An 18,715-nucleotide genomic window follows, 5' to 3' on the forward strand; every position below is an offset into this window, starting at 1 on the left:
GTGTTGATCCGGTGAGCGAGTGAAGAATTCAGGTATCTAAAGGAAAATCGATGAGTACAACTGCTTTGGTAGAAGGCAAGATCGTACAGTGCATCGGCGCGGTGATCGACGTGGAATTCCCGCGTGCGCACATGCCGAAGATCTACGACGCGCTGATTCTCGAAGGGTCGGAATTGACCCTGGAAGTGCAGCAGCAGCTGGGCGACGGCGTTGTCCGCACCATCTGTCTGGGTGCTTCGGACGGCCTGCGTCGCGGCACCGTGGTCAAGAACACGGGCAAGCCCATCAGCGTGCCGGTCGGCAAGCCGACGCTCGGCCGCATCATGGACGTGCTCGGCCGCCCGATCGACGAAGCGGGCCCGATCGTCAGCGAAACGACGCGTGCGATCCACCAGAAGGCACCGGCGTTCGAAGACCTGTCGCCGTCGGCGGAACTGCTCGAAACCGGCATCAAGGTTATCGACCTGATCTGCCCGTTCGCAAAGGGCGGCAAGGTGGGTCTGTTCGGTGGTGCCGGCGTGGGCAAGACCGTCAACATGATGGAGCTCATCAACAACATCGCGAAGGAGCACGGTGGTTACTCCGTGTTCGCGGGCGTGGGCGAGCGTACCCGTGAGGGCAACGACTTCTACCACGAAATGAAGGACTCGAACGTTCTGGACAAGGTCGCGCTGGTGTACGGCCAGATGAATGAGCCGCCGGGCAACCGTCTGCGTGTGGCGCTGACGGGTCTCACGATGGCCGAGCACTTCCGTGACGAAGGCCTCGACGTGCTGTTCTTCGTCGACAACATCTACCGTTTCACGCTGGCTGGCACGGAAGTGTCGGCACTGCTCGGCCGTATGCCGTCGGCAGTGGGCTATCAGCCGACGCTGGCAGAAGAGATGGGCAAGCTGCAAGAGCGCATCACGTCGACCAAGAAGGGCTCGATTACGTCGGTTCAGGCCGTGTACGTCCCTGCGGACGACTTGACCGACCCGTCGCCGGCTACGACCTTCGGCCACCTGGATGCAACCGTCGTGCTGTCGCGTGACATCGCCTCGCTGGGTATCTACCCGGCAGTCGACCCGCTCGACTCGACCTCGCGCCAGATCGACCCGAACGTGATCGGTGAAGAGCACTACTCGATCACGCGTGGCGTGCAGCAAACGCTCCAGCGTTACAAGGAACTGCGCGACATCATCGCGATTCTCGGCATGGACGAACTGTCGCCGGAAGACAAGCTGTCGGTCGCCCGCGCACGCAAGATCCAGCGTTTCCTGTCGCAGCCGTTCCACGTCGCGGAAGTCTTCACGGGCTCGCCGGGCAAGTACGTGCCGTTGAAGGAAACCATCCGCGGCTTCAAGATGATCGTTGAAGGCGAGTGCGATCACCTGCCGGAGCAGGCGTTCTACATGGTCGGCACGATCGACGAAGCCTTCGAAAAGGCCAAGAAGATCCAGTAAGGGTTGAGTTGCAGGCAACGAGGCGAGATTTGTCGCTCAGGTATCAGTCGGAGTTGACTGATCTCGCCGCCGCAACCCCTTGACCCCAGGAGTCGAACATATGGCAGCAACCATCAAGGTAGACGTCGTCAGCGCCGAAGAGAACATCTTCGACGGCCAGGCGAAGTTCGTCGCGCTTCCCGGCGAGGCGGGCGAGCTGGGCATTCTGCCGGGCCACACCCCGCTCATCACGCGTATTCGTCCGGGTGCGGTGCGCATCGTGGCGGAAGACGGCGGCGAAGAGTTCGTGTTCGTCGCAGGCGGCATTCTCGAAGTCCAGCCGGGCGCCGTCACGGTGCTCGCTGACACTGCGATCCGCGGCAAGGACCTCGACGAGGCGAAGGCCACGGAAGCGCGCAAGCGCGCTGAAGAGACGCTGCAGAACGCGGGCTCGAACCTCGAGTACGCCACCGCCCAGGCCGAACTGGCCTACGCGGTCGCGCAGCTCGCGGCGATCCAGCGCCTGCGCAAGATGAACCAGCACTAATTGGTTCTCGTACGCGCGCCCTTGTAGCGCGACGTCCGAAGCGAAAAGGGCTCCCCAACCGGGGAGCCCTTTTTGCATTTGCGCGCTGCGGATTGGGCACGGCCCGATGGCATCGCGATGAAAAACGCGGCATAAATGCCGTGAGCGACGGAGGTCGACAAAAACGCTCTGGCATACTTGACGTTTACGGAAAGGTAATGCCAAATCATGCGTTCGCGGCCGGCCCATCAAGCGGCGCCGGACTCGGCCCAGACATGCGCTGCGGGTAAGACTTGATGCCGCCCCCGGGAAGGCCGGTGGCACAATGGTTTTCAAATTCATTTCAAACGCGGGAGTGACGCTCCCCAGGAGACAGCCATCATGGCAATCGACGCAGCAGGCGCGCGCGCCGCGCCCGGTGTACATGAGCCGCTTATCGCGCCGAAAGACGGACTTTCGTATGTGCGAGGCACGACCGACGTGCCGCTCAGCGACGCGACCCTCGGCACGTTCCTGCAGGAGACCGCGAAGCGGTTTCCCGAGCGGCCTGCCGTGGTGTTCCGCGAGCAGGGTATCCGCTGGAACTGGCGCGAGTTCGCCGCTGAAGTGGACGTGCTCGCAGCCGGCTTCGCCGAGCTAGGCATCGTCAAGGGGGATCGCGTCGGCATCTGGTCGCCCAATCGCGTCGAATGGCTGCTCACCCAGTTTGCGACCGCGCGCATCGGCGCGGTGCTCGTCAACATCAATCCCGCGTATCGCCTCGCTGAACTCGAATACGCGCTGAACAAGGTGGGCTGCAAGGCCATTGTCTCAGCGGAGAGTTTCAAGACCTCGAAGTATCTGGAGATGCTGCAGACGCTCGCGCCGGAGCTTGCGAACGCTACGCCCGGCCAGTTGCAGGCCGGGCGCCTGCCCGAACTGCGCGCGGTCGTGCGCATGTGCGATACGGCCACGCCCGGCATGCTCTGCTTCAGCGAACTCGTGGAGATGGGCCGCGAGCGCATTGCCCGCGACGGCACGGCGTGGCTCGACACCATCGATGCGACGCTATCTCCCGACGACGCGATCAACATCCAGTTCACAAGCGGCACGACCGGCAATCCGAAGGGCGCGACGCTCACGCACCGCAACGTGGTCAACAACGGGCGTTTCATCGCCCAGGCGATGCGCCTCACGGAAGCAGACTCGCTCTGTATTCCGGTGCCGCTTTATCACTGCTTCGGCATGGTGCTCGCAGTGCTTGCGTGCGTTTCGGTGGGCGCGAACATGGTGTTTCCGGGCGAGGCCTTCGATCCGCGCGCGACGCTTGCCGCCGTCTCCGAAGAGGGCTGCACGGCGCTGCACGGCGTGCCCACCATGTTCATCGCGGAACTCGATCATCCGGAGTTCGCCCGCTTCGATCTTTCGAAGCTGCGCACGGGCATCATGGCCGGCTCGCCGTGTCCGATCGAGACGATGAAGCGCGTGGTCTCGAAGATGCATCTAGCCGAAATCACAATCGCCTATGGCATGACGGAAACGAGTCCGGTGTCGTTCCAAAGCTCGACAACCGACCCGCTCGACAAGCGCACGACCACGGTGGGCCGCATTCAGCCGCATCTCGAAGTCAAGATCGTCGATGCGCTTGGCACTACCGTGCCGGTGGGCGAAACGGGCGAGCTGTGTACGAAAGGCTATTCGGTGATGCAGGGCTACTGGGGCGACGAGGAGAAGACGGCGGAGTCGATCGTCGACGGCTGGATGCATACGGGCGATCTGGCCACGATCGATGCCGAAGGCTACTGCAACATCGTCGGCCGTCTGAAGGACATGCTCATTCGCGGCGGAGAGAACATCTACCCGCGCGAGATCGAGGAGTTTCTGTTCCGCCACCCGAAGGTGCAATCGGCGCAGGTATTCGGCGTGCCCGATGCGAAGTACGGCGAGGAAGTGTGCGCGTGGATCGTGCTACGACCGGGCGAGGTGGCAACGGCGGAAGACATTCAGGCGTTCTGCCAGGGCCAGATTGCGCACTACAAGATTCCCAAGTACATCCGCTTCGTCGACGAATTACCGATGACCGTGACGGGTAAGGTGCAGAAGTTCGTGATGCGCGCGCGCATGATCGACGAACTCAAGATCAGCGAGCAGAAGACGGCTTGACGCCTGGTTTGAGGCAATGCTGCGGCGGATGAATTACCCCGTCGCGGCGCAATGCCTGAGCGCGCAAAAAATAATCGGGAAACCGAACGATTGCGTGGCAGTGGAGGGTGTGGGTGCGCAACGATGCCTGATGAATAACGAAACGTACAGGCGAAAAAAAAGCGGGCCTGGAGCCCGCTAAAAACCACACGCTACGGGGTTAGCGCGAGGAGACCAAAGGAGGAGCCGGGTCATGAACGTCTTCGACGCCGGTCACGGCTCCAACAAGGATGCCCCTCGAGAGGGCTTCGGCGTAGTGCCGACCGGCAGGTGTTTTGTGTCCGCTCACACTGGCACCGAGCCACATCCGTGTTGAAACCGTTGAAGGCCATTGTGGGCGAATTAAGGAGGGTTCGCGGTAACAAAGTGTTTCAGGTTGTAACGCCCGTCAGATAAGGCTCCGAGCCTCTTTTTGCCATCCTGAGCGTCCCGCGGAAGTCATTTTTACCGCTATTTTCCGGGGCTGTCTGGCAGCCCGAAGGGCACGCTTGCGTGCGAGGATTCGTATCGCATGAGGAAAGGCCCACGGCATGGGCCTTTTGCGCGTGAGGCGCTCCGTACGGAATTACCGGTTGCGCACATGCGCAATGCGTCGACATTGCACCTGTGCGTGAAATACAAACTTTGCGCGCCTCGTGTTACGACATCGTCTGCAACTCACCGTAGCAATTCGAAGGGCCATAACAACGTGGCGCGGGCCAACAGGTCACTTCAGCCACTTGTCGGAGATTGCCTGATATTCGCCACTCGCCCGCGCGAGATGCAGCCACTGATCCACATACTGCTGGAACACCACGTCGCCGCGCGGCACCATCCACGCTTTCTCGCCGTACTGGAACGGCTTGTCGGGATGCACCGAGCACAGCCCCGGGTTGAGCTTCTGCTGCAGCAGGGTCTCGGAAGCGTCGGTGACCATCACGTCGGCGTTGCCTGCGAGGATCTGCTTGAAGATCGTCACGTTGTCCGGATACATGATGAGATTCGCATGCGGCAAAAACTGCTTCGCAAAGCGCTCGTTCGTGCCGCCCGGATTCATGATCACGCGCACGGAAGGCTGGTTGATCTGCGCGATGGTCTGGTACTTCTTGACGTCGTCGCATCGCACGATCGGTGTCTTGCCGTCGACTTGATACGCGTCCGTGAAGAACGCGCGCCTCTGGCGCTCGAGCGTCGTGGAGACGCCACCCACCGCGACGTCGCACTTCGCGAGGAAGTCGGTCATGAGGTTCGACCACGACGTCTTCACGAACTCGGCCTTCACGCCCAATGACTTCGCAAGCGACTCCGTCATGTCGATATCGATGCCTTCGAACGTGCCGTCCTGCCTGTAGAACGAGTAGGGCTTGTAGTCGCCGGTCGTGCAGGCGCGCAGCGTGCCGCGCGTGAGGATTTCATCGAGGCGCGAAGGGGCGGTGGCGGTCTGCGTACCGTTGGTCGACGTACCGGCGGACTGGTTCAGGGCGCATGCGCTCAGCAATGCGGCGCTAACGATCGTCAGGCCGAGGGCGGCTCTTTTCATCGTGTCTCCGTCTATGGTTTTGATCGATGTAATTTTTTAGAAAGCCGCCTGATCATAGTCCTCGCATACCCCTACGGATAAGCGCGGACTTACCTGGGTATGCAAGGACCTATACTTCGGTGTTGTTGCGCTTTCTGATCCCGCCCATCAGCGGCATGGCGCGGCGGCCGGTCCGGTAAAATGGCCGCTTGCTTCCGAACCTTGGCGCGACTTCGCGCATCCAGCACGTGGCCCACACTCTCCTGAACGACACCTTCCTGCGCGCGCTGTTGCGCCAGCCGACCGAGTACACGCCAATCTGGCTGATGCGCCAGGCAGGCCGTTATCTGCCGGAGTACAACGCCACGCGCAGCCGCGCGGGCAGCTTCCTCGGCCTTGCGAAGAATCCCGATTACGCGACCGAGGTCACGCTGCAGCCGCTCGAGCGCTTTCCGCTCGACGCCGCGATCCTGTTCTCCGACATCCTGACGATTCCCGATGCGATGGGCCTCGGCCTCTCGTTTCAGGCGGGCGAAGGGCCGAAGTTCGCGCATCCCGTGCGCACCGAAGAAGACGTGGCGCGACTCGCCGTGCCGGACATCGGCGCGACGCTCGGCTATGTGACCGACGCCGTGCGTGAAATTCGCCGCGCGCTCACCAACGCAGAGGGGCGCCAGCGCGTGCCGCTCATCGGCTTCTCAGGCAGCCCGTGGACGCTCGCCTGCTACATGGTCGAGGGCGGCGGCTCGGACGACTTCCGCACGGTGAAGTCGATGCTGTACGCGCGCCCGGACCTCATGCAGCGCATCCTCGAAGTCAATGCACAAGCCGTGGCGGCCTACCTCAACGCGCAGATCGAAGCCGGCGCGCAAGCCGTGATGATCTTCGACACCTGGGGCGGCGCGCTCGCGGACGGCGTCTACCAGCGTTTTTCGCTCGCGTACATCGCGCAGGTCGTGGCGCAGCTCAAGCGCGAGCACGATGGCGAGCGCGTGCCGGTGATCACGTTCACAAAGGGCGGCGGCCTCTGGCTCGATGAAATCGCCAACTTGGGCGTAGACGCAGTGGGCCTTGACTGGACCGTCAACCTTGGCCGCGCGCGCGAGCGCGTGGGCGATCGCGTGGCGCTCCAGGGCAACCTCGACCCCACGGTGCTGTTCGCAACGCCGGCCGCGATTCGCGAGCAGGCGCGCGCGGTACTGGACAGCTTTGGTGCGCACCCGGGGCACGTGTTCAACCTTGGCCACGGCATCTCGCAGTTCACGCCGCCGGAAAACGTGGCCGAACTCGTGGACGAAGTGCATCGTCACAGCCGCGCGATTCTCGCGACCGGTGCGTGACGTTTTTGGTGCGTTGCACCAAGCTGGGCTCTGGGCATCAGGGTATGGCCGGGCTCAAGAGGCCACCCAGACGGCATCGCGGCCCTGTCAAGCGTTGACTTATGCACACTTGCCTCGTTGCGGCGCGCAAGAGGGAAAGGTTGTCGCAGGCGCCCGCTTAAGTCTGAGCAGAATCAATCAGACCCTTGACAGACAAGGCTTTCGGCGCTCCACGGCGCTCTGTGCGGTATCCCACATAACGACCCTGCGCGGGCGCCCTGCGGCGGCGCCCGACAAGTTCTCAACAAAGTTATCCACAGGCGCAGATTCGGGGGCGCGATTGTTCTGCGGAATCCAAAACTTAGCGCGAAATCTCAAGTATTACTTTAGGTTTGCGTGTCTGTGCGCTGGCGTACGGAACTTCCCTGGGAGTAGGGCATGACAGGGCAGTACGTGCGCGTGGCGCTGGACCACCCTCTGGACGCGCTCTACGACTATCGCTATAGCCTCGACTGCGCGCCCGCACCCGGCATGTTGGTGCGCGTGCCGTTCGGGCGCCGCGATATGGTCGGCCTCATCTACGAAGTGAGCGCTCACAGCGACGTACCCGCAAACAAGCTCCGTGACGTGAGCGCGGTGTGCGCCGCCTGCCCGCCGCTTTCGGCGCAATGGCTCGCGCTGGCAGGCTTTGCCGCCGACTACTATCAGCGAGGCTTGGGCGAAGTCGCCTTGCCGGCGCTGCCGCAGGCGTTGCGCGATCCGTCGCGCTGGGCGCGGCTGCTCGCCCCCGAGGAGCGCTATCGTCTGCTGCCGGAAGGCCGCGCTGCACTCCCTGACGCCTTGCCGGCGCGCGCTCAGGCGCTGCGTCGTCTCGCGCAATCGCTGGCCGATGCCGTCGAACTCGACGCAGCCGCGGCCCGCGCGCTGCATCCCAAGGCGATTGCGACGCTCGAAGCCTGGGGCGAGGCCGGCTGGGTCGAGCATGAATGCATCGAGTTCGGCGCGGCCGCAAGCGTGGCCAACAGCGCGGCGGATGCCGCCGCCGCTGTGGAGATCCCGCGCCTGAGCGACGAGCAAGCCGACGCCGTGGAAGCGATCGGCGCCGCGAGCGGCTTCGCGCCCTTCCTGTTGCATGGCGTGACGGGCAGCGGCAAGACCGAGGTCTATCTGCGCGCGCTCGCGGCGCTGCTCGAGCGCGACCCGGGCGCTCAGGCGCTCGTGCTCGTCCCCGAAATCAATCTCACGCCGCAGTTCGAAGCGGCCTTTCGCACGCGCTTCGCGGCCACGCTCGCAAGCGACGCCATCGTCACGCTTCACAGCGGTCTGGCCGAAGGCGAGCGCGCCCGCAACTGGCTCGCGGCGCACACGGGCCGCGCGCGCATCGTGCTCGGTACGCGGCTCGCGGTGCTCGCCTCGCTGCCGCGTCTCGCGATGCTCGTGGTCGACGAGGAGCACGACCCCGCGTACAAGCAGCAGGAAGGGCTGCGCTACTCGGCGCGGGACCTCGCGGTATGGCGCGCGAAGCAACTCGGCGTGCCGGTCGTGCTGGGCTCGGCCACGCCTTCGCTCGAAAGCTGGTGGCAGGCCGAGCAGGGGCGCTACACGCGCCTCACGCTCACGCGCCGCGCAATTGCCGACGCGGTGCTCCCCACCGTCAAGCTGATCGACCTCGAAGAGGAGCGGCGACGCGGCCGCGCCTCGTTCGAGGGGCTTTCCGGGCCTTTGGTCGCGGCGATGAAGGCGCGTCTCGAGCGCGGCGAGCAGAGCCTCGTGTTCCTGAACCGTCGCGGCTACGCGCCCACGCTCGCGTGCGATGCCTGCGGCTGGGTGGCGGGCTGCCCGCGCTGCACCGCCTACGTCGTGCTGCACAAGCCCGAGCGCGCGCTGCGCTGCCATCACTGCGGCTGGGAATCGCGTATTCCGCATTCGTGCCCCGAGTGCGGCAACGTCGACATCGCGCCCATGGGGCGCGGCACGCAGCGTATCGAGGAGGCACTCGCGAGCGCCGTGCCGGGGGCGCGGGTGCTGCGCATCGACGCCGACAGCACGCGCCGCAAGGGCAGCGCGCAGGCGCTGTTCTCCGACGTGCACGCGGGCGAAGTCGACATCCTGGTGGGCACGCAGATGATCGCGAAGGGGCACGACTTCCAGCGCGTATCGCTAGTTGGCGTGTTGAACGCCGATAATGCGCTTTTTTCGCACGATTTCCGGGCGGGCGAGCGCCTGTTCGCGCAACTGATGCAGGTGAGCGGGCGTGCGGGGCGCGCCGGACTGCCCGGCGAGGTGCTCGTGCAGACGCGCTATCCGCGCCATGCGCTTTATCACGCGCTGGCACGCCAGGACTATGTGGGTTTCGCGAATACGCAGGTCGCGGAGCGGCGCGATGCGCACCTGCCGCCGTTCGTCTATCAGGCGTTACTACGTGCCGAAGGGCGCACGCTCGAGGCGGCGCTGGCGTTTCTCGCCCAAGCCGCAGCTGCGCTCGCGGCGATTCCGGGCGCCGAGCGCGTCATGGCTTACGACGCGGTGCCGCTCACCATCGTGAAGGTGATGAACGTGCATCGTGCGCAACTGCTCGTGGAAAGCCAGTCGCGTGCCGCGCTGCAGGCGACGCTGCGCGCGTGGCAGCCCGCACTGCGCGCGTTGCGCGGCGTGCTGCGCTGGAATCTCGAAGTCGATCCGCTCGATATCTAGCAGCGGACGTGGCCCCGCGGACGTTCACCCTGCGGCAACAGCGGGGCCACCCGGCATCAACTTCCCGTTTCCTTCCTTACTGGCCGACGGTATCGGCCACTTCCCTACGCGACGCTCGCTTCAGACTCATGCGACGCTCATCCGGCGCGGTCGCACCGCGCATGAAAAGTACGGCGCACATGGCGCACATCGTCCAGATCCCTGCGACTACCAGCAGCTTTTCCATTTTCCGGTCCCTTCGCTCTTTCTTGTGACCAACAACCCCCGCTTTGTTTGTATAACGGCACGGCCGCGGAATCGATTAGGGTTGTCCAGCGTGTTGTAGGACCAGGGAAAATACCGAGCGCAACCCGCGCGGCCCGGTGGGCGGCCATCGGCCGTAAAGCCCGGCTGCACAAGGTTTCCATAGTGGTGCAACCATATCGAGAGAGTGGTTGCACCTTTTTATTTGTAGGGTTACGATTCGCCAACTTTTTAGTCACCGCCGGTGTGGATCTGCCGGCATACGAAGGAAACATGGCTAGCACCACACTTGGCGTCAAAGTCGACGATCTCCTCCGCGCCCGCCTCAAGGACGCCGCCACACGGCTCGAGCGCACGCCGCACTGGCTCATCAAGCAAGCCATCTTTGCCTATCTCGAGAAAATCGAGCACGGCCAGCTGCCTCCCGAGCTCAATGGCCATGTCGGTGCGACCGATCTCGCCGAAGGTGCTACCGCCGATGACGACGAAGCGGCCTCGCACCCCTTCCTCGAATTCGCGCAGAACGTGCAACCGCAGTCGGTGCTGCGCGCGGCCATCACGGCCGCGTACCGCCGACCGGAGCCGGAGTGCGTGCCGTTCCTGATCGGCGAGGGGCGGCTGCCGGCCAACCTCACGGGCGACGTGACGAAGCTCGCCACCAAGCTCGTGGAAACGTTGCGGGCAAAGGGCACCGGCGGCGGTGTGGAGGGCCTGATCCACGAGTTTTCGCTGTCCAGCCAGGAAGGTGTGGCGCTGATGTGCCTCGCCGAAGCGCTGCTGCGCATTCCCGACCGCGCCACACGCGACGCACTCATTCGCGACAAGATCAGCAAGGGCGACTGGAAGTCGCACGTGGGCCACGCGCCGTCGCTGTTCGTGAATGCCGCGACCTGGGGTCTCATGATCACCGGCAAGCTCGTGACGACGAACAGCGAAACCGGCCTGTCGTCGGCGCTGACGCGCATGATCGGCAAGGGCGGCGAGCCGCTGATCCGCAAGGGCGTGGACATGGCCATGCGCCTGATGGGCGAGCAGTTCGTGACGGGCGAGAACATCTCCGAAGCGCTTGCCAACAGCCGCAAGTTCGAAGCGCGTGGTTTCCGCTACTCGTACGACATGCTCGGCGAAGCCGCGACGACGGAAGCCGATGCTCAGCGCTACTACGCATCGTATGAGCAGGCGATTCACGCGATCGGCAAGGCCGCGGGTGGACGCGGCATCTACGAAGGCCCGGGCATCTCGATCAAGCTCTCCGCGCTGCACCCGCGCTACTCGCGCGCGCAGCAGGAACGTACGATGAGCGAGCTGCTGCCGCGCGTGCGCGCGCTCGCCGTGCTCGCCCGCCGCTATGACATCGGCCTCAATATCGACGCCGAAGAAGCGGACCGCCTCGAACTCTCGCTCGACCTGCTCGAAGCGCTGTGCTTCGACCCGGAACTGGCGGGCTGGAACGGCATTGGCTTCGTGGTTCAGGCTTACCAGAAGCGCTGCCCGTTCGTGATCGACTACATCGTGGATCTCGCGCGCCGCAGCCGTCACCGCATCATGGTCCGCCTCGTGAAGGGCGCATACTGGGATACGGAAATCAAGCGCGCGCAAGTGGATGGCCTCGAAGGCTACCCGGTGTACACGCGCAAGATCTACACGGACGTGTCGTACCTCGCCTGTGCGAAGAAGCTGCTCGGCGCGCCGGATGCCGTGTATCCGCAGTTCGCCACGCACAACGCGTACACGCTCTCGGCGATCTATCACCTCGCGGGCCAGAACTACTATCCCGGTCAGTACGAATTTCAGTGCCTGCACGGCATGGGCGAGCCGCTGTACGAAGAAGTCACGGGCCCGCTCGCGCAAGGCAAGCTCAACCGTCCGTGCCGCGTCTACGCGCCGGTCGGCACGCACGAAACGCTGCTTGCGTATCTCGTGCGCCGCTTGCTCGAAAACGGCGCGAACACGTCGTTCGTGAACCGCATCGCCGATGCATCCGTGCCGGTCAGCGAACTGGTCACGAACCCCATCGACGACGCCACCAAGGTCGTGCCGCTCGGCGCGCCGCATGCGAAGATTCCGCTGCCGCGCGAGTTGTACGGCAACGAGCGCTTCAATTCGATGGGCCTCGATCTCTCGAATGAGCATCGTCTCGCTTCGCTGTCGTCGGCGCTGCTGGCTAGCGCCCATCACCCGTGGCGCGCCGCGCCGTTGCTCGCCGACAACGTCATCGCAGACAGCGCCGTACGCGACGTGCGTAATCCCGCCGATCATCGCGATCTCGTCGGGACCGTTGTGGAAGCCACGAGCGAGCACGTGAGCGCCGCGCTCTCGCACGCCGTGGCCGCCGCCCCGATCTGGCAGGCCACGCCCGTCGAAGCGCGCGCAGATTGCCTCGCGCGCGCCGCCGATTTGCTCGAAGCGCAGATGCACACGCTGATGGGCCTGATCGTGCGCGAAGCGGGCAAGTCGCTGCCGAACGCCGTGGCCGAAATTCGCGAAGCGATCGACTTCCTGCGCTACTACTCCACGCAGATCCGCGACGAGTTCTCGAACGACACGCATCGTCCGCTCGGCCCCGTGGTGTGTATCAGTCCGTGGAACTTCCCGCTCGCGATCTTCATGGGCCAGGTGGCCGCCGCGCTCGCAGCCGGCAACACGGTGCTCGCGAAGCCTGCTGAACAAACGCCGCTGATCGCCGCGCAAGCCGTGCGCATCCTGCGCGAAGCCGGTGTGCCGGCGGGCGCGGTGCAACTGCTGCCGGGCAACGGCGAAACCGTGGGCGCGGCGCTCGTCGCCGATCACCGCACGCGCGCCGTGATGTTCACGGGCTCGACGGAAGTTGCGCGCCTCATCAACAAGACGCTTTCCGAGCGTCTCGACTCCGAAGGCCGCCCGATTCCGCTGATCGCTGAAACTGGCGGCCAGAACGCGATGATCGTCGATTCGTCGGCGCTCGCCGAGCAAGTGGTGGCCGACGTGCTGCAAAGCGCGTTCGACTCGGCCGGCCAGCGCTGTTCCGCGCTGCGCGTGCTGTGCCTGCAAGACGACGTGGCTGACCGCACGCTCGAAATGCTCACGGGCGCGATGAAGGAACTCGCGGTGGGCAACCCCGACCGCCTCTCGACCGACGTCGGCCCCGTGATCGACATTGACGCCAAGCGCGGCATCGACACCCACGTGGCCGGCATGCGCGAAAAGGGCCGCAAGGTCCAGCAGATGCCGACGCCCGACACTTGCGCGCAAGGCACGTTCGTTCCGCCCACGCTCATCGAGCTCGACAGCCTCGACGAACTCAAGCGCGAAGTGTTCGGCCCGGTGCTGCACGTGGTGCGCTATCGCCGCAGCCAGCTGGACAAGCTGCTCGAGCAGATCCGCGCAACGGGCTATGGCCTCACGCTCGGCATTCACACGCGTATCGACGAAACGATTGCGCACGTGATTGGCCGTGCGCACGTGGGCAACATCTATGTGAACCGCAACGTGATCGGCGCGGTGGTGGGCGTGCAGCCGTTCGGCGGCGAAGGCCTGTCGGGCACGGGTCCGAAGGCGGGTGGCGCGCTGTATCTCTCGCGCTTGCTCGCGAAGCGTCCGGCAGGTTTGCCGAAGTCGCTCGCCGATGTGCTCGTCGTGGATGCGCCGCAAGGTGCCCAAGGCACCAACGGCGCGCCGCAATCGGCACCGCAGTTTGCCCATTCGGCGCTCACGACGCTGCGCGACTGGCTCATCGCCGAGCGCGAGCCTGCGCTCGCGGCCCGTTGCGACGGCTACCTCGAATACGTGCTCGCGGGCGCCACGGCGGTTTTGCCGGGCCCGACGGGCGAGCGCAACACGTACACGCTTTCGGCGCGCGGCACGGTGTTGTGCGTGCCCTCCACGGCAACGGGCGCACGCGCACAACTGGCCGTTGCGCTCGCAACGGGCAACCGCGCGTTGTTCCAGGGCGCAGCAGGCGAAGCGCTGGTGAACGCGCTCCCGGCAACACTGAAGGCACACGTGGCGATCAAGAAGACGGCCGACGCCGACTTCGATGCGGTCCTCTTCGAAGGCGACAGCGACGAGCTGCTCGCACTCGTGAAGGAAGTGGCCAAGCGTCCTGGCCCGATCGTCTCGGTGCAAGGCGTGGCAGCGCATGCGCTCGCCAACGGCGATGAAGATTACGCTCTCGAACGACTGCTCGCGGAACGTTCGGTCAGCGTGAATACGGCAGCAGCAGGCGGTAATGCAAATTTGATGACGATCGGTTAAGCGCAAGCCATACTGTCGGTCGTCTCAAGACAAGGAAGCGGCAAGGCTCATCGAATCCGAAGCCGCTCGTTTGATACCTGGTACCAAGGAGAAGCAATGCAACACACGATGAAGCAGCTGGCAGGCGCAACGCTTGTTGCCGCCCTGTCGCTGGCGGGGACTGCGCACGCACAACAAGCCGAAGACGTGAAGATCGGTTTCGCCGGTCCGATGACGGGTGCGCAGGCGCACTATGGCAAGGACTTCCAGAACGGCATCACGCTCGCAGTCGAAGAAGAAAACGCAACGAAGCCCATGATCGGCGGCAAGCCGGTTCACTTCGTGCTCGACTCGGCCGACGATCAGGCTGACCCGCGCACCGGCACGACGGTCGCACAGAAGCTCGTCGACGACGGCATCAAGGGCATGCTCGGCCACTTCAACTCGGGCACGACGATCCCGGCTTCGCGCATCTACGCGAACGCAGGTATCCCGCAGATCGCCATGGCGACGGCGCCTGAATACACGCAGCAAGGCTTCAACACCACGTTCCGCATGATGACCTCGGACACGCAGCAAGGTTCGGTGGCGGGCGCGTTCGCGGTGAAGAGCCTGGGCATGAAGAAGATCGTCGTGATCGACGACCGCACGGCTTACGGCCAGGGTCTCGCCGACGAATTCTCGAAGGCTGCGAAGGCTGCGGGCGGCACCATCATCGACCGTGAGTACACCAACGACAAGGCCGTCGACTTCAAGTCGGTTCTGACGAAGGCGAAGGCGATGAACCCCGACCTGGTCTACTTCGGCGGCGCGGATTCGCAAGCGGCACCGATGGTCAAGCAGATGAAGTCGCTCGGCATCAAGGCCCCGCTGATGGGCGGCGAAATGGTGCACACGCCGACTTTCCTGCAGATCGCGGGTGACGCAGCGAACGGCACGGTGGCATCGCTCGCCGGCCTGCCGCTCGACCAGATGCCGGGTGGCAAGGACTACGTCACGAAGTACAAGAAGCGCTTCGGCGAAGACGTGCAGACCTATTCGCCGTACGCCTACGACGGCGCAATGGCGATGTTCGCGGCCATGAAGAAGGCCAACTCGACGGATCCGGCGAAGTACCTGCCGTTCCTCGCGAAGACCAGCATGCAGGCTGTCACGACGTCGGACCTCGCGTACGATCAGCGCGGCGACCTGAAGAACGGCGGCATCACGCTGTACAAGGTTGTCGACGGCAAGTGGACGACGCTGCAAAGCGTGGGCGGCAAGTAAGCATCTGACGCCCGGCTGAAGTCAAAAGCCCCGCGGGATCGAAAGATCTGCGGGGCTTTTGTTTATGCGCTCACAATGACTCATCCAGCTCGAAAGGTGAGCTTATTCAGGATTCCTTTTCAGTCACCCGCCGCGTGTTTTCTTGCCTGCCTCGCGAATCTGTTCGAGCGTAGCCGCAGGCGTGCTCGCTTCCTTCGTCACACGGATCTCGATCAGTGCGGGTTTGCCTGCCGTGAGCGCGCGCTCCAGCGCGCTCGCGAATTGCGCCGTGGTCGTGACGACTTCGCCGTGCGCGCCGAACGACTGCGCAAACGCCGCGAAGTCAGGGTTCGTGAGCTGCGTGCCATGCACGCGATTCGGATAGTGGCGCTCCTGATGCATGCGAATCGTGCCGTAGTGCGAGTTGTTCACGACGATGAACACGACATTCAGCCCGTACTGCATCGCCGTGGCGAGTTCCGATGAGGCCATCATGAAGCAGCCATCGCCCGCGAGCGCGACCACGGTGCGCGAAGGATAGAGCGACTTCGCAGCGATCGCGGCGGGCACGCCGTAGCCCATCGCGCCGCTCGTGGGCGCGAGTTGCGAACGGAAGTGGCGATACGCGAAATGGCGATGCAGCCATGTCGCGTAGTTGCCCGCGCCATTCGTGACGATCGCGTCGTCGGGCAGGCGTGCGCGCAGTTGCTGCATGACTTCGCCGAGTTGCACGTCGCCCGGCATCGGCAGCGGCTTGCGCCATGCGTGCCACGCCTCGTGCGCTTCGGCGGCACTGCCGGCCCACGCCGGTTGAGCGGGTGCGGGAAGCTCTGCGAGTAGCGCCGCGATTTCCGCGAGGCCCGAAACGATCGGCAGATCCGCTGCATAGACGCGACCGAGTTCCTCCGCACCTTGATGCACGTGAATGAGCGTTTGCTTCGTCCTGGGAATATCGAAGAGCGTGTAGCCGCCCGTCGTGGATTCGCCCAGACGCGGACCGAGCGCGAGCAGCACGTCGGCTTCGCGAATGCGCTTCGCGAGCGCGGGATTCACGCCGAGACCCACATCGCCCGCGTAGTTCGGGTGCTCGTTGTTGAGCGTGTCCTGGAAGCGGAACGCGAGGCCGACCGGCAATTGCCAGTTCTCGACGAAGCGCTGGAAGTCCGCGCATGCCTGTGTGTTCCAGCCATGTCCGCCCGCGATCACGAACGGCTTCTTCGCACCCGCGAGCAGTTCGCGCACGCGCTCCATCTGAGCCGCGGAAGGCGAGGCCTGCACGCGCTGCGCGGGCGGCGCGATGGGTTGCGCTTCGGCTGCGGGAATCGCGCCGCTCAGCATGTCTTCGGGCAGCGCGAGCACGACCGGGCCCGGGCGGCCCGACATCGCAATATGGAACGCGTGGCTCAGATATTCGGGCACGCGGCGCGCGTCGTCGATCTGCGTGACCCACTTGGCCATCTGGCCGAACATGCGTCGATAGTCGATTTCCTGGAACGCCTCGCGGTCCATCTGATCCCGCGCGACCTGGCCGATCAGCAGGATCATCGGCGTGGAGTCCTGGAACGCCGTGTGCACGCCAATCGAGGCGTGCGTGGCGCCCGGCCCGCGCGTGACGAGCGCGACGCCCGGCTTGCCCGTGAGCTTGCCGATCGCTTCCGCCATGTTCGCCGCCGCCGCCTCGTGACGGCACACCACGGTTTCGATCTTCGCGGTTTCGTCGGACAACGAATCGAGCACCGCGAGATAGCTCTCGCCCGGTACGCAGAACACGCGCTCGACGCCATTGGCGACGAGTGCGTCGACGACGAGGCGAGCGCCGGTGGTGGTGGCTTCGGTAGTGGCGGATGCGTTCGGCTGCTGCATGACGGTCAAGTCTCCTTCGATCGTTACGTGATTACGTCTGGATACTTCGGGCAAGGCGACAGCGCTTGAACGAATCAGCACTCGACGATGTTCACCGCGAGGCCGCCGCGCGAGGTCTCCTTGTACTTCGTTTTCATGTCGGCGCCGGTCTCGCGCATCGTCTTGATGACGGAGTCGAGCGAGACATAGTGCGCGCCGTCACCGCGCAGCGCCATGCGCGCGGCGTTCACGGCCTTCACCGAAGCCATGGCGTTGCGCTCGATGCAGGGAATCTGCACCATGCCGCCGACGGGATCGCAGGTGAGGCCGAGGTTGTGCTCCATGCCGATTTCGGCGGCGTTTTCCACTTGCAGCGGCGTGCCGCCCATGACGGCTGCGAGCGCGCCCGCAGCCATCGAGCAGGCCACGCCCACTTCGCCCTGGCAGCCCACTTCCGCGCCGGAGATCGACGCGTTGAGCTTGTAGAGAATGCCGATGGCCGCTGCGGTGAGCAGGAAGTCGATCACGCCTTGCTCGTTTGCGCCAGGCGTAAAGCGCACGTAGTAGTGCAGCACAGCGGGGATGATGCCCGCTGCGCCGTTCGTCGGCGCCGTCACCACTCGCCCGCCCGCGGCGTTTTCCTCGTTCACGGCGATCGCGTACAGGTTGATCCAGTCGATCATCGAGAGCGGGTCTTGCAGCGCGCGCTCGGGGTTGCTCGTGAGCGCGCGGTACAGCTGCGGGGCGCGGCGTTTCACGGCGAAGGGGCCGGGCAGCGTGCCGTCGGCGTCGGGATTGTTGATGCCGCAACCGCGTGAGACGCACGATTGCATCACGTCCCAAATACGCAGGAGACCTGAGCGGATCTGCTCGTCGCTGTGCCAGACGCGCTCGTTTTCGAGCATCAACTGCGCGACGCTCTTGCCCGTCGAGGCGCACAGCGCGAGCATCTGCGCGCCCGTGCTGAACGGATTCGGCAATTGCTGCGCGGCGGCGAGTACCTTCGAGTTCGGCGCGCCGGCCGTGACGACGAAACCGCCACCCACCGAGAGATAGGTACTCTCGCGCAGCGTGTCGCCACCCGCGTCGAGCGCGCGCAGCTTCATGCCGTTCGGGTGTTCGGGCAGCGCCTGGCGATAAAACGCCACGTGCTCCTTCGGCACGAAGCCGATCGGATGGCGGCCGAGGAGCGCGAGCTGGCGCGAGATGCGCACAGCTTCGAGACGCTCGCTGATCGTATCGGGATCGACGGTGTCGGGCGCGTCGCCCATGAGGCCCAGCATGACGCCGCGGTCGGTGCCGTGGCCCTTGCCGGTTGCGCCGAGCGAGCCGTACAGCTCGACCTTCACGGCGGCGGTGCTCACGAGCAGGCCGTCGCGCTCGAGTCCTTCGGCGAACATCAGCGCCGCGCGCATCGGCCCGACCGTGTGCGAACTGGACGGCCCGATGCCGACTTTGAAGAGATCGAAAACGCTCACTGCCATGGGTACTGCTCCTGCTTGTCTGACGTTGGTTTGCGGGGATGCGGCGC

11 protein-coding genes are annotated in these 18,715 nt (G+C 64.7%); 7 read left to right on the top strand and 4 right to left on the bottom strand.

The window, feature by feature from the left end:
• The first annotated feature begins 50 nt into the window (after window positions 1–50).
• From atpD to JMY28_RS24285, 3 genes are all read left to right on the top strand, one after another.
• Entirely contained in the window at window positions 51–1,445 is a 1,395-nt protein-coding gene (atpD, locus tag JMY28_RS24275; protein WP_201698433.1) for a F0F1 ATP synthase subunit beta, read from the top strand.
• Between the two features lie 100 nt (window positions 1,446–1,545).
• A complete protein-coding gene (locus tag JMY28_RS24280) occupies window positions 1,546–1,971 on the top strand; it encodes a F0F1 ATP synthase subunit epsilon (RefSeq protein ID WP_158758930.1) in 426 nt (141 codons plus the stop codon).
• A gap of 360 nt (window positions 1,972–2,331) precedes the next feature.
• Window positions 2,332–4,092, top strand: a complete 1,761-nt coding sequence (locus tag JMY28_RS24285) for an AMP-binding protein (RefSeq protein WP_201698434.1) — start codon at window positions 2,332–2,334, stop codon at window positions 4,090–4,092.
• 745 nt (window positions 4,093–4,837) lie between these two features.
• Here JMY28_RS24285 and JMY28_RS24290 read toward each other — a convergent pair.
• Window positions 4,838–5,650, bottom strand: a complete 813-nt coding sequence (locus tag JMY28_RS24290) for a transporter substrate-binding domain-containing protein (protein WP_201698435.1) — start codon at window positions 5,648–5,650, stop codon at window positions 4,838–4,840.
• 227 nt (window positions 5,651–5,877) lie between these two features.
• On the opposite strand from JMY28_RS24290, the gene hemE reads away from it, so the two are divergent.
• Both hemE and JMY28_RS24300 read left to right on the top strand, forming a co-directional pair.
• Complete coding sequence (gene hemE / locus JMY28_RS24295) at window positions 5,878–6,969, top strand: uroporphyrinogen decarboxylase (RefSeq protein WP_201698436.1); 1,092 nt, start codon at window positions 5,878–5,880, stop codon at window positions 6,967–6,969.
• A 417-nt stretch (window positions 6,970–7,386) separates the two neighbouring features.
• Window positions 7,387–9,642 (top strand): primosomal protein N', encoded by a 2,256-nt coding sequence (locus JMY28_RS24300; protein ID WP_201698437.1) that lies wholly within the window; start codon window positions 7,387–7,389, stop codon window positions 9,640–9,642.
• A gap of 76 nt (window positions 9,643–9,718) precedes the next feature.
• Here JMY28_RS24300 and JMY28_RS24305 read toward each other — a convergent pair whose 3' ends face one another.
• A complete protein-coding gene (locus JMY28_RS24305) occupies window positions 9,719–9,868 on the bottom strand; it encodes a hypothetical protein (RefSeq protein ID WP_201698438.1) in 150 nt (49 codons plus the stop codon).
• A gap of 290 nt (window positions 9,869–10,158) precedes the next feature.
• On the opposite strand from JMY28_RS24305, the gene putA reads away from it, so the two are divergent.
• Together putA and JMY28_RS24315 are read left to right on the top strand one after the other, a co-directional pair.
• Window positions 10,159–14,118 (top strand): trifunctional transcriptional regulator/proline dehydrogenase/L-glutamate gamma-semialdehyde dehydrogenase, encoded by a 3,960-nt coding sequence (gene putA, locus JMY28_RS24310; protein WP_201698439.1) that lies wholly within the window; start codon window positions 10,159–10,161, stop codon window positions 14,116–14,118.
• Window positions 14,119–14,214: 96 nt separating this feature from the next.
• Window positions 14,215–15,363, top strand: a complete 1,149-nt coding sequence (locus tag JMY28_RS24315) for a branched-chain amino acid ABC transporter substrate-binding protein (RefSeq protein WP_201698440.1) — start codon at window positions 14,215–14,217, stop codon at window positions 15,361–15,363.
• 123 nt (window positions 15,364–15,486) lie between these two features.
• On the opposite strand, the gene JMY28_RS24320 is transcribed toward JMY28_RS24315, so the two are convergent.
• Window positions 15,487–17,205, bottom strand: coding sequence for a thiamine pyrophosphate-binding protein (locus JMY28_RS24320; RefSeq protein ID WP_201698441.1), 1,719 nt, complete (start codon window positions 17,203–17,205; stop codon window positions 15,487–15,489).
• 74 nt (window positions 17,206–17,279) lie between these two features.
• Window positions 17,280–18,668, bottom strand: a complete 1,389-nt coding sequence (locus JMY28_RS24325) for an L-serine ammonia-lyase (RefSeq protein ID WP_201698442.1) — start codon at window positions 18,666–18,668, stop codon at window positions 17,280–17,282.
• Between the last annotated feature and the right edge of the window lie 47 nt (window positions 18,669–18,715).

The sequence above is a fragment of the Paraburkholderia hiiakae genome, from assembly GCF_904848665.1.
Classification (GTDB): domain Bacteria; phylum Pseudomonadota; class Gammaproteobacteria; order Burkholderiales; family Burkholderiaceae; genus Paraburkholderia; species Paraburkholderia hiiakae.

What these genes read in the sequence shown, in the direction of transcription:
- JMY28_RS24325 (WP_201698442.1), bottom strand. Translation starts at nt 18,668, where the DNA reads ATGGCAGTGAGCGTTTTCGATCTCTTCAAAGTCGGCATCGGGCCGTCC.
- JMY28_RS24320 (WP_201698441.1), bottom strand. Translation starts at nt 17,205, where the DNA reads ATGCAGCAGCCGAACGCATCCGCCACTACCGAAGCCACCACCACCGGC.
- JMY28_RS24280 (WP_158758930.1), top strand. Translation starts at nt 1,546, where the DNA reads ATGGCAGCAACCATCAAGGTAGACGTCGTCAGCGCCGAAGAGAACATC.
- JMY28_RS24290 (WP_201698435.1), bottom strand. Translation starts at nt 5,650, where the DNA reads ATGAAAAGAGCCGCCCTCGGCCTGACGATCGTTAGCGCCGCATTGCTG.
- putA (WP_201698439.1), top strand. Translation starts at nt 10,159, where the DNA reads ATGGCTAGCACCACACTTGGCGTCAAAGTCGACGATCTCCTCCGCGCC.
- JMY28_RS24300 (WP_201698437.1), top strand. Translation starts at nt 7,387, where the DNA reads ATGACAGGGCAGTACGTGCGCGTGGCGCTGGACCACCCTCTGGACGCG.
- JMY28_RS24285 (WP_201698434.1), top strand. Translation starts at nt 2,332, where the DNA reads ATGGCAATCGACGCAGCAGGCGCGCGCGCCGCGCCCGGTGTACATGAG.
- atpD (WP_201698433.1), top strand. Translation starts at nt 51, where the DNA reads ATGAGTACAACTGCTTTGGTAGAAGGCAAGATCGTACAGTGCATCGGC.
- JMY28_RS24315 (WP_201698440.1), top strand. Translation starts at nt 14,215, where the DNA reads ATGCAACACACGATGAAGCAGCTGGCAGGCGCAACGCTTGTTGCCGCC.
- JMY28_RS24305 (WP_201698438.1), bottom strand. Translation starts at nt 9,868, where the DNA reads ATGGAAAAGCTGCTGGTAGTCGCAGGGATCTGGACGATGTGCGCCATG.